12 protein-coding genes are annotated in these 16,934 nt (G+C 40.8%); 3 read left to right on the forward strand and 9 right to left on the reverse strand.

Annotated features, from left to right (window positions below; genetic code table 11):
• Positions 1–668 precede the first annotated feature (668 nt).
• Positions 669–1,208: a DUF3172 domain-containing protein gene (locus V7K60_RS12800; protein WP_334926011.1), complete on the forward strand. Its 540-nt coding sequence runs from the start codon at positions 669–671 to the stop codon at positions 1,206–1,208.
• A gap of 94 nt (positions 1,209–1,302) precedes the next feature.
• On the opposite strand, the gene V7K60_RS12805 is transcribed toward V7K60_RS12800, so the two are convergent.
• Entirely contained in the window at positions 1,303–2,067 is a 765-nt protein-coding gene (locus tag V7K60_RS12805) for a DeoR/GlpR family DNA-binding transcription regulator (RefSeq protein WP_334926013.1), read from the reverse strand.
• A 296-nt stretch (positions 2,068–2,363) separates the two neighbouring features.
• Here V7K60_RS12805 and V7K60_RS12810 point away from each other — a divergent pair, with 296 nt between their 5' ends.
• Positions 2,364–4,283, forward strand: a complete 1,920-nt coding sequence (locus V7K60_RS12810; RefSeq protein WP_334926015.1) for a transketolase C-terminal domain-containing protein — start codon at positions 2,364–2,366, stop codon at positions 4,281–4,283.
• Positions 4,284–4,392: 109 nt separating this feature from the next.
• Here V7K60_RS12810 and V7K60_RS12815 read toward each other — a convergent pair whose 3' ends face one another.
• The 6 genes from V7K60_RS12815 to V7K60_RS12840 all read right to left on the reverse strand — a co-directional run bounded on the left by V7K60_RS12815 (position 4,393) and on the right by V7K60_RS12840 (position 11,708).
• Positions 4,393–5,223 carry an AMIN domain-containing protein gene (locus tag V7K60_RS12815; RefSeq protein WP_334926017.1) on the reverse strand — a complete coding sequence of 277 codons (831 nt, stop codon included), beginning with the start codon at positions 5,221–5,223 and terminating at the stop codon, positions 4,393–4,395.
• A 106-nt stretch (positions 5,224–5,329) separates the two neighbouring features.
• Complete coding sequence (locus tag V7K60_RS12820; RefSeq protein WP_334926018.1) at positions 5,330–5,812, reverse strand: hypothetical protein; 483 nt, start codon at positions 5,810–5,812, stop codon at positions 5,330–5,332.
• A 4-nt stretch (positions 5,813–5,816) separates the two neighbouring features.
• Positions 5,817–8,006 (reverse strand): cation:proton antiporter, encoded by a 2,190-nt coding sequence (locus tag V7K60_RS12825; protein ID WP_334926019.1) that lies wholly within the window; start codon positions 8,004–8,006, stop codon positions 5,817–5,819.
• A 439-nt stretch (positions 8,007–8,445) separates the two neighbouring features.
• Positions 8,446–9,732, reverse strand: coding sequence for a cation:proton antiporter (locus V7K60_RS12830; protein WP_334926020.1), 1,287 nt, complete (start codon positions 9,730–9,732; stop codon positions 8,446–8,448).
• 609 nt (positions 9,733–10,341) lie between these two features.
• The gene (locus tag V7K60_RS12835; protein ID WP_334926021.1) at positions 10,342–10,776 is read right to left on the reverse strand and encodes a hypothetical protein; all 435 of its coding nucleotides are present in this window, start codon (positions 10,774–10,776) and stop codon (positions 10,342–10,344) included.
• 185 nt (positions 10,777–10,961) lie between these two features.
• A complete protein-coding gene (locus tag V7K60_RS12840) occupies positions 10,962–11,708 on the reverse strand; it encodes a GDSL-type esterase/lipase family protein (protein ID WP_334926022.1) in 747 nt (248 codons plus the stop codon).
• Between the two features lie 601 nt (positions 11,709–12,309).
• On the opposite strand from V7K60_RS12840, the gene V7K60_RS12845 reads away from it, so the two are divergent.
• Positions 12,310–13,512 (forward strand): AAA family ATPase, encoded by a 1,203-nt coding sequence (locus V7K60_RS12845; RefSeq protein ID WP_334926023.1) that lies wholly within the window; start codon positions 12,310–12,312, stop codon positions 13,510–13,512.
• Between the two features lie 9 nt (positions 13,513–13,521).
• Here V7K60_RS12845 and V7K60_RS12850 read toward each other — a convergent pair whose 3' ends face one another.
• Together V7K60_RS12850 and V7K60_RS12855 are read right to left on the reverse strand one after the other, a co-directional pair.
• Positions 13,522–14,394 (reverse strand): response regulator transcription factor, encoded by an 873-nt coding sequence (locus tag V7K60_RS12850; protein WP_334926025.1) that lies wholly within the window; start codon positions 14,392–14,394, stop codon positions 13,522–13,524.
• 138 nt (positions 14,395–14,532) lie between these two features.
• Positions 14,533–16,512: a scytonemin biosynthesis sensor histidine kinase gene (locus tag V7K60_RS12855; RefSeq protein WP_334926026.1), complete on the reverse strand. Its 1,980-nt coding sequence runs from the start codon at positions 16,510–16,512 to the stop codon at positions 14,533–14,535.
• Positions 16,513–16,934: the final 422 nt, after the last annotated feature.

Consider the following 16,934-nt stretch of genomic DNA (forward strand, 5'->3'; position numbering starts at 1 on the left):
ATTGATTTTTTTGTACAAGCACTACTGGCTGACTCTAATAATAATTATCTGTCTCGCCCATCACTGCTTCCTAAATATTAGACCTGAATCCTTACATGAAACCAACTATTTTACTGATATTTCAGTACTTAAATGTTCGTCTCTTCGTCACACTTACTTACAATTTTCTTGCTAACCATCTTGACAAATCCTGTTTTAAATGAAATGAATCAGCCCTGCTTTTTAAGGGGGGCTAGGGGGGATCAGTTAGTGCCTAAAATCACAGCCAACCACTTTTAAAACAACCTCTAAGCTCGACTTTATCCAAAATTAAGAACTCGCTTTCTTTATCCGGCAAAAACCCTAGCTTTTTGGCAAATACTTTTTCCACGTCACAGATTATAGATAAAGTTAATAAAGTAAAACTACTGTCCTACAAAGGTTTTAGCTTAAGCGATCGCGTTGTGAAAAAAATGGATAAAGTCGAGCTAAGGTAGGCAAACTTTTGCCAGAGTGTACTATATTAAAATTTTGTCCCGATATCTAGGTAAGCTCCTATTTTTCTCATTTAACAAGAAGATCGCAGAGAAAGTCATAGGCAATTACAGTCAAGAGTAGGCATACTGAAAGAGGGAGAAAAAACTTTAGACCACTCCCTCCCAAATCGGCGTGAAGGTGATTAAGCAACAATGAGACGTAAATCTACTGGTAGATCGGCTACTACTTCTAAACCCTCTATTTTCCAATCCCCTCTATTTAACTTCACCACCATCGCAATTATGGGAGGGGTGTTGATTTTGGGAATTGGGATTGGCATCGCTTTTAGTTCTACAACCACATTGGCTCCATCAAATGTAGCTTCCCGTGAATTTATAGACACTAAAGCACCGAACCCGGAAATTTGTGTGCAGTACGGAGCCAGCGCGATGGTGATGGACGCTAGACTGTTCGTTACTCTCAACCCCTTCAATGTCTATGTTGCCCAGCCTAGTATGCGTCCCGGATGCGTAATCCGACAAAATAACTGGGCGCTTTTAGAGAACCGCAAGTTGGTGACATCCGATCAGGTTAGAGATTGCAAAAATCGCCTGAACACCTTTGGTTTCACAGGTAACTTGGACAGTGACAAACCTGATATTAGATGTATATATCAGAATGAAGCTGCTCAAAACTTCTTCACTGCTCAACCGGGAGCAGTTGGAACACCTCAAGAAACGGATAGATTTTAAATTTGGGCATGAGGTATTGGGCAGAGGGGAAAACTCTTCTCCCTGCTCCCTTGCTTCTTCCCAGTCCCCAGCGATCGCATTTGCCTTCATCAGATCATTCGTACTCATCACGTATAATGGTCAAACCTAAAGCTTTGTAGGCACTCAATATATTATTAGATACTGTCGGTGCAGTTACTAAGTAAGTCAGGGCACGAATGGACTCCACTAGATAAGGAGCAGCCGTGTCTAATTTTTCTGCTGTCGCTAATCCTACTACTTCAGCCGATCCAGCAATCATAGCTCGTTTGACATGGGCTTCATCTAAGTTAGGTACACTAATCCCAACCTCTGGATGCAAACTGCAAACTCCCAACATGCACAAATCTGCACGAATCATCCGTAATGTCTCAATCGTGACAGTACCCACGTTCACTAAGGCTTTTTTGTAGAGTTGTCCACCTAACATCACAACCTCTATATGGGGATGTTCTGCTAAAGCAATGGCGATTGGCGGACTATTTGTGATCACTGTTGCGTGCAAATCTAGGGGCAAATGACGGGTTACTTGGAGAGTTGTTGTACCTCCGTCTAAAATCACCACCTGTCCTGTACAAACTAATTTTGCTGCTGTCCGAGCGATCGCTTCCTTTTCTTTCGGCGCTTGCTTTTGGCGATCGGCATAACTGGCGGTGGCTGGAGATTTAAGGAGCGCTCCCCCATGAACACGTTGCAATAGTCCGGTTTCTGCCAGTTCTCGCAAATCCCGCCGAATCGTATCCTCAGAAACTTTGAGAACAGCACTAAGTTCTGTCGAAAGTACCTTTTTATCACGACGCAGAATTTCTAAGATAAATTGTCGTCGTTCAGCAGTTAGCATAATTAATTTTCCTGAAAATGCGTTTTTGAACTTGAAATTGCACGTTTGTGAGTTTATACTTATTGATAAGCAAGTCTTTGTACGGTAATCCGTAACTTCAATTGAATTCAAGTACATTCATGCACAATTGAATGTATTGATTTTGGCATTTAATCAAATCACATGGTTCCACAAGGGTTCTGAGTGGTTGACTTGAGCTTGGATAATTGTTGCCCAATGAGGGTTTCAACAATTTTTTTTGTAGTGCGATCGCGCGTTCCGTCTGTGCAAATTGTTTTTTATTCAATCAAGAAACCATGACTATTATGAACACCCAATTTCCAATTGATCTCGGTGCTTACAAACCTTTAGCGCTCAATCCCGCAAATTCCAGCCTCACCGCTGAACAACGAGATACTCTCAAAGCGAATATTCAACTTTGCCGAGATGCGATCGTCTTTTTTACAGCGACTGGCTCTGCTAGCGGAGTCGGCGGTCATACTGGCGGGCCATACGATACAGTCCCAGAGGTGATGATCCTTGATGCCTTTTTCCGGGGAGCATCGGAGCAATTTGTACCGATTTTCTTTGATGAGGCAGGACATCGAGTTGCCACTCAATATCTGATGGCAACATTGCATGGTGATTTACCTGCCGAGCAACTTTTACGTTATCGCCAAGCACATTCCAATTTACCGGGACACCCGGAACTAAAACTAACTCCTGGTGTAAAATTTAGTTCTGGGCGCTTGGGTCATATTTGGCCTTACATCAATGGTGTGGCAATGGCGAATCCAGGCAAGGCTGTTTTCTGTCTCGGTTCTGATGGTTCGCAGCAAGAAGGCAATGATGCCGAAGCTGCTCGCTTGGCTGTTGCTCAACATCTCAACGTCAAGCTGCTCATTGATGACAATGATGTAACGATCGCCGGACATCCTTCTAAATATTTACCTGGTTTTAGTGTCGCCAAAACCTTAGAAGGGCACGGGTTGAAAGTACTTCAGGGAGACGGGGAAGACTTAGACGATTTATACCGTCGCCTGAGCGAAGCTGTGAATACTCCTGGAGCGATCGCTCTGATTAATAAACGCCCGATGTGTCCTGGTATTGAAGGTTTAGAAGGTTCCATTCATGGCCATGATGTAATTCCTGTAGATTTAGCAGTTAAGTATCTAGAATCTCGCGGACAAACTGCGGCTGTCGAATACCTTAAAAGTATTGAGAAACCCAAACAAACATATAAGTTTTTGGGTTCTGGTGACAAATGGGGCGCTAACCGTAGTGTGTTTGGTGAAGCCGTGGTGGGTGTCCTTAGTCGCATGAGTGAAGTGGAGCGTAAAGAAAAAGTCAAGGTTATTGATAGCGACCTAGAAGGCTCCTGCGGTTTGAAGATAATTCATGAAACATACCCAGAAATATTTATTTCCTCCGGCATTATGGAACGGAGCAACTTCTCTGCTATGGCCGGATTCGGGATGGACGAGGGCAAGCAAGGTATTTTTGCGACCTTCAGCGCCTTCTTAGAAATGTGTATCTCAGAAATCACGATGGCACGGCTGAACTATTCCAATGTTCTGTGTCATTTTTCCCATGCGGGTATAGATGACATGGCAGATAACAGCTGCCACTTTGGTATAAATAATATGTTTGCCGACAATGGCTTGGATGATGGCTACCCAACACAGTTGTACTTCCCGGCAGATAATAATCAAATGACAGCTTGTGTAGAAGCTGTGTTCTTTGAGCCGGGACTGCGGTTTATTTTCTCCACCCGTTCCAAAGTGCCCAATATTCAGGACAGCAATGGCAATGACTTCTTTGGAAGTGGCTACAAATTTGTTCCTGGTAAAGATGAGGTTATACGAGAAGGGACGCAAGGCTACATTATCAGTTTTGGCGATGCTCTCTACCGTGCCGTTGATGCTGTAGAGCGTCTTAAGCAAGAAGGGTTAGACGTTGGTTTGATTAGCAAAACAACTTTAAACACTATTGATGAAGAAATAATTACCAAAGTTGGTAACGCTCCTTTTGTACTTGTAGTAGAACCTTTCAACCGTCGGACAGGCTTAGGTAGTCGTTTCGGCTCTTGGCTACTAGAGCGGGGGTTGACTCCCAAATATGCCCATCTTGGAACTTATAAAGAAGGTTGCGGCGGTTTGTGGGAACAGTACCCATATCAAGGTATCGATCCAGTCGGCATCATCAACAAGGTAAAGGAGTTAGTTGGAAAAAAATAATTCATTGTATTAGGGCATAGCGCATAGCAAATGGGGCATTGGTTCGATTTCCCATGCCCCATACTTCGACACTGCTCAGTACAAGTGCCCCATGCCCAATTCCCTATTTTTATTTAGTTTTGGGTAAAGGTTGACCAAACTCAATGATTTGGGGTTCGGGAGCATTGGGGATTGTTGGAACTGGAAATTCTGATATTCCCAAAGGAGGAATGTTATTTAAATTATCGGGTTGATTTGGGAAAGAAGGAGGGGGAAGAACTAAAGCAGGTTGTTGAGAGGATGTATTTTGATTTAAAGGAGGTACGGTGACAAAAGGCTGCTCTGAGTTAGTAGTAGTTGAGGGCAGTTGATTGGATGGAGGCGGAGCTGTGAGTAAGGGCGATTGTGGATTAGTAGTTACAGGTGGGTTACTAGGCGGCTTTTGGAGTGTTTGAGGTTGTTTCTTGGCTGAAGGTGCGGACTTTCCTGGTTTTACGGCAGTAGTTTTTTTACCAGAAATAACCGGACGTAATACCCAGCGAGTGGAGTTTTTTCGGGAAACGGGTTGCAGTTGTACCTTTTTGGGATTAAAAACAGTCCCTGCTGCTAAATCTAAGACAATACGTGTATCGTTTGCGTTTAGCTGAGAAATGCGAATGCTTTTGATTGCTCCAGAATAATTTTGTAGTGTGGTAACTTTGCCCAACTTAGTATTCGGTAAATCTACAACTAGACGAGAAGGTTGTGCCAGGTAGAAATAACGAGGGGTTGTGCCTGCTGAGAGGGTGATTTCGAGTTGCTGTGTCTTAGGGGAAAAACGCCAATTATTTAGCTTTGCCCCTGGTGTTGCAGCAGTAGTACAAGTTTCGAGGGCGATCGCTGCCCAAAAGCCTAATATACTGATACTAAATAGCTGCTTGCCCCATTGATAAAATGGCTTAGTCTTTAGTCCTTGATCCATTCTGTTTATTTGCTCCATAAAACCCATACAATGCGCTCACATTGCTGTTTACTTCGCGCTGACAATCCCGTAGATGCGATTAATCGCGTCTCTACCCACTCCCCATTCAATTAGCTTTTTGGGGCACAGCCGTAAATTTCAGAGTTTGTGGAATACCATTTACGGTTAATTGACCTGTCATATTACCTTTATCCACAAATTGCATTTGAATTGTGACTGAGTTCAGAGGATCATTTTGGGGGCGAGGAATATTACAAAGGATTGATCTACCAACTTTCCCAGATAAATTTAACTGTTGATTTCTGAAGATGCCTGCCAGAGAGTGCTTTTCGTCAGTGTCGGCGTTAGCGTTTGCCGGTAATACAGAGGCATTTAAGTAAATACCTGACTGCTCAATATTTAACGTCAGGGTATCCGATTTTTCACAGTTCGGCAAATTCTCAGCTAGGGTTAGACGATAGCGACCGTTAACTGGACGAGGAGCCTTGAGTTTGTTTTCTCCGTAAACACTGACAGTTTTAAACAACAGTAGCACTGAAATTATTGCTACTCCGTAAAAAGCTAAAGATTTAAAGTTGAAATGATTCATGTTTTCAACTCCTCAATGTTGGTTCTTGACTACTAACATCAGGAAGCATGGAAGCCAGATGAGCGCTGACTTGACTGTAACGGCGGGTGATCAGCAGGGAGGAGGAACATTGAATGGCTAGTTGATCTGTATATCTTCCCAAAGTTTGACGCTCAATACCCCAAGTGCGGCTAGTGCCTGCAATTGTCAGGTCTACATTTTTTGAGGCTTCGACTACAGCTTGGATTGGATTTGGAGCTTGGACAATTTTGATTTCGATGCGATCGCGTACACTACTCGGTAATTGCTCCATCATCGTATTTAACTCGTAACTTAATTCATCCTTGAGTTGATTTTCAGGTACAACCTGCAAAACCTGTAACAGACAAGTTTCACGGTTAATTAGCAGTCTCAGAGCTAGTGTTAGCGCTAAATCATCATGAATATTTGCTGAATAAGGCACCAACAGGCTTTCTAATTGCTCGCCTCCTCTGTCCACAAACACGGCAACATCGACTGGCGCAGTAGTGAGCATTTGACCAACTCTTCCACCTAAGCGGTTGCTACTAAAAGCTGGGCGATGCCATCCCACAAGAATTAAATCAGCTTGTTTGAGGGCGGCAATCTGTGCGGTTTCCCGTGCCACATTACTAGATATGCGAACGATCGGACGCACGTGAGCGCGTATTTCTACTGGTTCGAGAGTATTAATCAATTCTTCTAGCTGCTGCCGACGCTGGGCAATTAATCGGTCTGCTTCAACTGGCGTACTTTCAAAGGCATAATCTTCTTCAAATTCAATCAAGCTCAGAGGGTTAACAACAGCGGGATGTCGGGAGTTGAGAGCGATGCTTGCTGCCAACTGTAACAAGCCTTTTTGGGTACTCGGATTCGCTACTGGCACTAAAATTCGGTAGGGACGAATGTAAGTTTCGGCATCAGTAGCGCTGGTAGCTGTTTCTGCTTCTAACTCCGGTTCCACCACATCTAACCTGATCAGCTTTTTCGGATATGTCCATTCCAGTAGTGGTGAGGTCATGAAGGTAGTTACCAATGCCATAATTACCAGCATGGTAAATATTAAGGGGGAAATTACCTTTAACTCTAGACCAATGTTTAGTACTATCAGTTCGGTTAAACCGCGAGTATTCATTAACCAACCGAGTGCCGAGGCTTCCCGTTTACTAATGCCACTAACACGGGCCGCTACATAAGTACCAACATATTTGCCTGCGATCGCCACTGCTAAAACCAACGCACACAAAAGCCACAATTCAGGACGGTTGAGCAAGCCTATCTGCGTTTTTAAGCCACTGTAAGCAAAAAATATTGGCAGCAAGAAAATTAGGACAAAATCTTCCGTTTTCACTGCCAATTCCCGTACTAAATCTTCATTTTTGGGCATGGCTGCTCCCAGCAAAAATGCTCCAAAAATTAAGTGAATCCCAATTAGTTCGGTGATTAGTGCCGACGCAACCACGGCCATATAAATCCCAGCTAGCAGTAATTGGCTGAGTCGTCCCGCCCGCAGGTAATGTTTGGCAAGGCGTTGCAGGAACCAACGACCTGCTGTCAATATCAAGCCGATGTAGACGATACTGGCGATAATTGTGGGTATGGCACCAGCAAAGTCGCCAGTCCGAGCAACTGCGATCGCTACTGCCAAGAGACACCAAGCTGTGACATCATCCACTGCTGCACAAGTTAACGCCAAAGTTCCTAAACGCGTTCCTTGTAAATTGTTTTCAGTAATGATTCGCGCCAACACTGGAAAGGCAGTAATCGACATCGCCGCCCCCAAAAATAAGGCGAAGGCGGTAAAGGATACACTTGCATCGGAAACTAGGGGATAAAGTAGCACTGCTAGCAATGTTCCTAGAGAAAATGGCACCAAAATGCTGACATGAGAAGTTAAAACTGCTACTTCTAATTGGCCGCCGAGATATTTGGGATTTAGTTCTAGCCCAATCAGAAACATGAAAAATATTAGTCCCACCTGAGACAAAACATTCAGAAAAGGAAAAGTTTCTGGTGGAAACAAGGTAACTGCTAGATGGGGAGCAACTAAACCAAATAAAGATGGGCCAAGCATAATTCCGGCGACAATCTCACCAATTACCAGTGGTTGCTTAATGGAACGGAATGCTAGCCCTACTAGCCGTGAAAGCCCAATAACAATCAGCACCTCAACCAGAACGAGAATAACTATGTGCATGGTTTCCTCAAAATTAACTATCTGGTTTCCCTAAGATAATTCTTTAAAAGAGTGGGAAATGTCAAGCTTGTTAAATATAACTAAGAGTAATTTCTGCTTCGTTGTTATATGAATTATTGTTAAGATGCAGTTACAGCCGTGAAACATCAATTCTGATGATTTTAGGAGCTACATCTCGAATAACTTCCGAATTAACAATAGCAAGAAAACTAATTAATCGGTAGTTAGTTTGTAGTAATGCTTAAACACTACTACAAACAAATTGGCGGTTATATGGCAATTCTATTTGATTTGCTTTCCACTAAGTGGCTTAGAATCCCGACTTTTTCAAGAAGTCAGGGATATTTTTATTCATAAATTATTTAGGATTACTATAACCAGAGTTAAAGCAGAGAATTTTATCCAATTACTAAGTAATTAGTTTTATATTTAAATTTACTTAATTAGAATATTTATCATAGCTTGTACCGTGCAATAAAAAGGCGATTAGTGGTGATGCCATTAGGGTAGTAATGACTGCCATAATAACCATGATAGTGAATAAAGTTGGGGTAATTATACCTTGTTCCAGACCAATATTGAGGATGATTAACTCCATCAAACCACGAGCATTCATCAAAGCGCCGATAGTTGCAGATTCGCGCCAATTTTCCCCGGCTAATTTTGCAGCTAACATACAAGCAACACCTTTACCAAGAATTGCGATCGCAATAATTAACAGCGTCACTCCCCACAAAGTAGGTGTGTTTACCAAGCCAATTTGAGTGTTTAGTCCAGAAAAGACAAAAAATATTGGTAACAAAAAAGAAGTAGTTAAAAATTCTGTATATTGGCGAATTTGTTGGGCGAATTCTCCCCGTGGTGTCACTGCTCCCAACACAAAAGCACCGAATATTGCATAGATGCCTGTAACATCGGTAAACCATGCACAAAACATCAAAATTATCAACATTAAAGTCAGGGTTTGTCTGTTCACACCTTCGCGTTTTGTCATGTGTGTGAACGCCTTCAGTAGAGGTTGACTGAGAAAAATCGCAAATAACACATAGCAAATGCCACCACCAATTGCTAATATGGCAATGCTTAGAGAATTTTTCACACTAGCAAGCACAATCGCCAACAAACACCAAGCAACTCCGTCATCTACTGATGCTGCACCTAAAGCCAAAGTACCGAAGCGAGTTTGTGCAAGACCGCGTTCGTAAAGAATCCGAGCTAACATCGGGAAAGCCGTAATTGTCATCGACGCACCCAAATACAAAGCAGCTGACCAAGGCATAACTTTTGGTTGAAAGAAATCACCATTGTGATAAAACCAAAAAGATGCGATCGCTCCTAAAATAAAGGGAGTGATAATCCCAGCCGCAGATAGCAAACTTGCACTTTTAATATGATGTTTTAAGAGTTTGGTATTAAACTCTAAACCAATCAAAAACATATAAATTGCCAACCCAATCTGGCTGATAGCATATAAAATCGACATTGATGGATTGGGTATCTTGAGTCCGACAGCAGTGATGATAGGAAGCTTAGGAAATAGCCATTGCTGAAAATCTGGTGCAATCAATCCTAAAAGTGATGGCCCTAGCATTACACCTGCGATCATTTCGCAAACAACATCGGTTTGACCAAGATAGCGGCGTCCTATAATCGTGACAATGCGACAAGTGGTTAAAATAACTGTAAGTTGTAGAAATAGCCGAATAACCAGATCAAAATTTGACATTGCACTTCCTTAATTTGCGTCTCTGCATTGAAGAATTTTCCTAGACTTTAGAGTTTTTCCTGTTTTACTCATATACAGTGTATTTAGGTAAATGAAGTACACAGGTAGGGGCACAACATGTTCTACAACAGGCAATGTGTTGCTTTGGTTTCCAAAGTTGTAGCAGTTGCCATGTTATTCTTAGGAACGCATACAACTGTACGTCAATACAAGATATTGCATCCAAACTAAAACTGCCATATATGATTTTTTATGATTTGTTAATTTGCAATTTATAACCTTTTTCATCTATTTGAAGTACAAATCGGCTGTAGTGACGCACAAATATGCATCCATAAATGTCAACTTAATCTAAAAGTTAGGTTTAGCAAGAGTTCTAGGGTTGCCCTCATCCCCTAACCCCTTCTCCCAACATGGGAGAAGGGGAACTGGAGAATTTGCTCCCCTCTCCCAATTGGGAGAGGGGCTGGGGGTGAGGGCAAAACTCATGCAATCAGGAAGGATATTTCAGCTTAAGTTGACACGTATCATATGCGTCCCTACCCTACGGTTTAATTACCTGAAAATTAATATAATTTTTAATTAAATTAGTTTCGATAATTTGAGATTTTACAACCACTCAGCGCCTCGAAAACGCCAACGAAGGAAGAGAATTCGCATCAGGCTTTGGGAACTAATAAAAACTGCTATCCACACGATACTATAGTGCAATAAAAAAGTTCCTGCTGACAGTTCTTCCTTAGGCAAAGGTATTGGTAAAAAGCCAAATAGTTTGACTCCACAAAATATAAATATTAATTCCCATATACCAGCTAAGAGTTGATAAGCTGCGGGCCAATCTCTATCCCAACGAGATTTTTGTAGATAGTCATAAAGCACATCCCAACCTAAACCAAAGATGGCGACATAACCAAGTATCCAAAAATAAACCGAGTTAGCACCAGGGCCAATCCAACCCATTGCAAATGGCAAAGATACGAGTACACCAACAGTTGCCAGTAATAATAATCGAGTTTGCCAGCGACCAAATAAAGTTGGTGTCATAGGAGTGCTGAGTGCTGAGTTAGGAGTTAGGAGTTAGGAGTAATGAATAATATAGAGAAATTAGAGTTTTTATAAATAGATTTTGACTCGCTTCATTAAAAATTTAGGAAGATTGTGGTGCTTTTTGCAAGGGTCGCAAATACGAGAATATCGGCTAGCTCCAAAGCACCAACACATCTATATTATTAGGATGGTTTCAGGTGATAATCAAATTTAGAATGGTAAGCTGCATTGGCAAAGTCCATTGAAGGTATGGCATCCCAATTGATTACATCTTCTAACAAAGCTTGATAACCTAACGTATTGGGATGAAGTCCATCTTCACTCAAGCGTTTGAACCGCCAACTTTCACTGCGTTCCATCCATTGCTCAAAAATATCCAAATAGGGAATCTGCCTTTTGGTGCAAGCAATTCGAGTTGCTTCTTTGTAGCGGTACTGGTCGGCATGATTATAGTAAAAACAATCTAAAAATGGCATTTTAGCTTCATCCACTGGCACCATACCCACAAATAACACAGGACAAAGTTGCTGTGCTAAATCTAGCAGAGAGGCAATTTCCTTTTCAAATAAGGTAAAATCTGTGTAACTTCGACCATCGGGACGTGCTAACCGGGCTGAATCATTCACCCCTACTGATAAAATAATCAAATCGGGAACACGATTTCGCAGTTCACCTCGGTGGCGAAATTCAACTTCTAGTCTTTGGGCTACTTGTTGGGTGCGATCGCCTCTTACCCCTAAATTATAAAGAATATGACCGGCACTATCCGGCAACATCCACCATCGCCGTAGTTGCTCAATCCAGCCTCCTTTTTCCGGGTCGCCGAATCCATAAATTAAGCTATCCCCCAGTGCGACAATCTTCATAGGCTGAAAGTGATTTGGTGGTACAGACAGCTGCATTGAGGAAGAAGCGAGAAATGTGTGCATTTAACAACTATATTTTATATCTTTACAAGATTCTATACATTTCTATACCATAGATGGCTATCTTTAGTATTCAAGCATCTATGGATTTTTTACTTGTTGATATGGTTGCAAGGTTAATATTCCCGCAGTTGAGCTTCTGTACGATGGGCTACGCCTACGTGCTTTAACAATTAGCATCAGAATCGAACTGCAGAGGCGCTGAGGACGCTGAGAAAGAGGGAGATCCCCGCAAAATTTTCGCCCTTTTGTCATAAATTCAAATGGGCGAAAATTTTATTTTTGGGATGTAGGGAATTCTGCTGGGCAATTCCACGGACGTAACATAAGTCCTCATCTACAGACGGATAAGTAGTGCAGGTACGTCAATCGCTAAAAGTAAATACTCACTTACCAATTGATTTGTCAAAAAAGTTGACACAAGTAGTTTTTCTGTAATATTCTATATTACAAAAGTAATGAGTTAGATTAAAAAGACTTCCTCGCCAGTACAGTGGAAATAAAATTGCCATTTGTACACAATTAGTTGATATTACGAGAAAAATTTTTCAAAACTTTCTACTTAACACAAAATAACTTAATTAACGCTGCATAACCGATAAATATGGATTTTGACTATTTTAGAAGCAATGAAGGCACTCCTACAAATAATACTCGGCAAAGCTTACTTGCTTGCGGTTGGCGACCGTTTAATCGAGAGTTAGACTGGGGATTTTTGTGGCAACTATTGTACAGTGACTCCCGCGAATTAAGTCAAAAAAGTTTGAATTTGGCAAGTAATGTTGCTGATGTTTTAGGACGAAATAATTATACTTGGTGGGCTAATTTATTAAGTGTTGTATCTGATAATACCCGCTACGAAGTTGAAAAGTTTTGGAATTACATCACACCAGATCCTCAATCACCAGATCATCGCTACAAAGATGTTTTGAGTACGGAAACGCCCATCGTCCAATTTGTCAGTCGTAGTAGCATTCCCATTGATTATGTTCTTAATCGACTGCAAGAAATTACTGTACTGCGAGTTTTAGGTGTGTTGGGTAATCCCGATATTATTACCCAGTATTACTCCGAAAGAGATTTTTATTTTCCTATAGATAGATTTGTTAGCTGGGAGCGCTTAGACGTTATTAATACTGTTTACGCTTACTGGTCTAAGTATGACATTTGGTTGCAAATTGATGCCTATGATCGCGGGCGACGACAATATACTTTAATGGCGAAAAATCTCGCGCCACTAATTAACAAAGCAACTTACGACTTAGCAGTGATGCTGAGTGGATATCAAAGTCGTGTAGGCAAAGTTCATAGTCAATTTAACATTCGGACATTTCCCGCAGATATACAAAACTTTACTGATTCTGTACAGCAAGCGATTTTAAATCAAAACCAGCTAGCGGTTGTTGTACATGGACAACCAGGTACTGGTAAAACAGTCTGGACACAGGCAGTAGCAAAAGAAATTCTTGTACCTTTAGGGTACGTAATTTTTATTTTAGATCATGATGCGATCGCTAATTTTGTCCCACCGACTTACATCGAGCGTATTTGTATCGTTATTAACGAAGCTGATAATCTAGCGCAAAATCGTGCTTCGGAGGTAGCCCAATACAATAACAAAACCGAACACATTCTCAGTTTGCTAGATGGCACTTTATATCAGAGTGTAATTGATGACTCTGGTATTCAGACGCAGCAACGGTTAGTTATTTTGATGACTTGTAATACTACTGAAAGATTAGATCCAGCCATGTTACGTAAAGGTAGGGTGGATTTAATATATGAGTTTACCCAACTATTTGTTTGAAATCCACTTTTACCAAAGTGTAACCTGTTTTTGCGATACAAGCTGATGCTCTTTGCGCCAAGCCTGGGGAGGTAAACCGTGATGTTGGCGAAACTGGCGGGAGAAATGAGACACATCCTGATAGCCCAATGCTTTCGCTATCTTCTCGACTGTCTCATTATTATTTTGGAGTAAAAAACAAGCTTCCGCCATCCGGCGTTTGACAATCCAGCAGTTTACAGTCTCTCCACTTGTCTCCTTTACTCGGTTAGTTAAGTAAGCAGGTGAGTAACCAACAGCAACAGCCACATCACATAAAGTAATTCCTTGATGATAATGAGCTTCGATAAAGTCGAAAACTTCTTTTAATTGCGGAATGTAGGGAAAGATTGACTTAGAAGAAATGTTGACTTCTCTATTAGAGACGACGGCAACACCAGAAGCGATGGCTGTCGTATCATCTGCAAATACTGATTTTGCAGCTTTCTCGAATTGAATATTGCACCAGTATTGGAGAGTAGCTTGCTTTTCCAAGCGACTAGCGATCGCTCTGAGCAATTCATCTAGTGTCGAGGGTTTGCTAAGATAGTCGTCTGCTCCCAATTCCATAGCTTTGCGAACATCTGCTCTAGTACTACTGCCAGTCAGAAAAATGAAAGGAATAATTGCTGTCAGACGATCTTGGCGTAGCGTACTTAAAACGTTATAACCATCCATATCGGGCATCGTGATATCGCAAATCACTAAGTCGGGTATACGCTTTTGTGCTTGGTGGATGCCAACACGACCGTTGTCAGCACCTATTGTATCAAAACCTTTAGCCTCAAGACCCTTTAAATAAAGATTACGGGTAACGTTATCATCTTCAATGACGAGAATTTTCTTTGGCGATTCGTACATCATTTTCTATTGCAATAAATTTTTGCAGAAGCTAATTGCTAGACTCTTTGGAGAGTATCTAAATAGGAATGAAATTAATTAACTCGTTCCGAGAGTTATGATTGTTAAATTTTTAATTAACAACTATCTTCATTTCAACACTCATAACTCGGAACAGGTCAACTCTGATTTGATTAATGGCAACATTACAGTAAATGTAGTGCCGACACCAACTTCACTTTCTACAGAAACTTGACCATGATGTAAATCTACAAGAGTTTTAAGAATCGATAGTCCTAGTCCAGTTCCAGGTATATGATCGATATTACTACCACGATAAAATGGCTCAAATATTCGTTGTTGATCTACTACTGAAATACCGATCCCTCTATCTTTAACTTGGAAAATTAATTTTTCATTTTGGCAAGATAGTTCTAAATGAATTCCTAGATTCGAGGGAGTATACTTAATCGCGTTATCAAGCAAATTCTTCAAAATCGGCTCTAACAGTTTTTTATCTATATAAGCTGTTAGAGAGTTATCTTTACTTCCAAAATTGATTGATTTTTGGCTAACAATCATCTGCATTTGTGCAACTAAATTCTGACAAAACTGAACTAACTCAAGCGGCTTTGGTTGAAAGTTTAATTTTGCTGATTCTGCTTTAGAGAAGAACAAAATATCATCCAACATCAGGCTCAGTTGTTCGGTAGCTTTTTGAATGTGATCGAGTAATGGTTGGATTTTCTTCTGTGTACGTTTGTCTACTTCTTCTTTAAGTAAACTATTAGAAAATGAAACAATATTCAACGGAGTTCGGAATTGATGGCAAACCATAGAAAGAAAACGCGCTCTAAGTTCGCTAAGTTGTTTGGCTTGTTCTAAAGCTTGGTTAAGACCTAATTCTGCATATTTGTAATCGGTAATATCGATACCTGCAATCAATTCGACTTGGTTTCCCCCAAAATCCAGCACTCCATCAAGCTTGGCAACTGCACAGGCTAGCCAGCGCTCCGTGCCATTTTTTGTTAAAATATTCATCTCTTGGTATTCAAAGTTAGCGGCTTCATCCGGGTTACGTACTTGCCTGCGTTTTTTGCTCTTAATCAGTCGGCGAAGATCGAAACCTGTTAGCAGTTCCTCTTTTGTATAGCCAGTGAGTTGCTCTACTGCTGGATTTATGTAGCAAAGCCGCGTACCTTGAATCAGAAAAGTGCCGGCATCTGTCGTTTCTGCTAAAGTCCGAAATCTAGTTGCGTTCAGACGTAATGCTTCTTCAGTCTGTTTCGATTCAGTAATGTCCCAAATACTCCACACTCTTCCAATAATTTTGCCTTCAAGCAACTGAGGTTTAGAGTAGTGTGCAAAAACTCTTCCATCTTTTAACTCTAGAATGTCGTAACTCTCGAAATCAGATTGGCTAGACACTTCCCAAATCAGCCGACTAAAGGCTTGTGGATCTTTAAGTTGGTTTTCAAAAAAGGTTTTGCAGCGAGGACATTTCTTAGATAGTATTAGGGACTCTGGAATCTGCCACATATCCACAAATTTCTGATTCAAGCTCAGAATATCTCCCTCAAAGTTAACTGCAACAATACCAATGGCAGTAGACTCAAGAGTAGAACGAAGTAAAGAAAGAGATGTTTCTAGTTCTACTTCTTTTGCCTTGACTTGAGAAAATTCCTGTTGCAAATTGTCTTTGGCATCCTTTAATCCATCAGTCCACTTTTGTACGTTCAATTCTACTATTTCATCAGTTTTCTCACGAGCAAAGGCACAGCCAAATTCCATATCTTGGTGTTTTACATAGTTCATGGATATTTCTACCAGAAATATCCGACCTCCTTTTGTCCGATAACGAGATTTAAAGCTAAGGGAACCCTGTGAGCTAATATCTGACCAATTGTGCAGAGAAAAATCTACATCTATATCATGCAGCCTCATAGAAAGTAATTCCTCACGGGAATACTCAGTCATCAAACAAGTGGCATCGTTGACGTAAAGAAACTGCGTGTTTACTCCTAAACAGAAGGCAGCATCTACAGTTTGATTTATTAGAAAGTGAGCAAACTTCATCTCTATTTCTGGTTGTAGCGCCCATTGATTGTTTGATTTAGCTAGTGTATATTCGCCAGAATTCATATTCCTACTTCCTCCTGGTAATCAATCAGCACTATAGCCATTAATGAGTTAATAGTCATAACTTACTAAGATTTTTGGTGTACTGTTCGGCTGTTAAAAAACAAAACTAGTTAGTTACTAGAAAATATTACTAATTGTCTTAACAAAACTTATCATACCAGTAAAGTGTGAATTATTAAACCAAATTTTCCTAAAAAAACGAAATATTTCAAAAAAAATATTATTGACTTAAACAGCTTTTTATAGCAACACAAAATTTAGACAAATCAAATCTAGATTAGTCAATTAACCTTATTAGATAAGAGTTCAAAACTCTTAATCTATAAGTAGAAAAGATATTTTAAATCTAAACTAGCCCTGCATCAGAACTAACTAATAGACATCTCCAGAAATTAATTATGCGTTATCAATAACCCTTGTAG

The sequence above is a fragment of the Nostoc sp. genome (assembly GCF_036917555.1).
In the GTDB taxonomy this organism is placed as follows: Bacteria; Cyanobacteriota; Cyanobacteriia; order Cyanobacteriales; family Nostocaceae; genus Nostoc.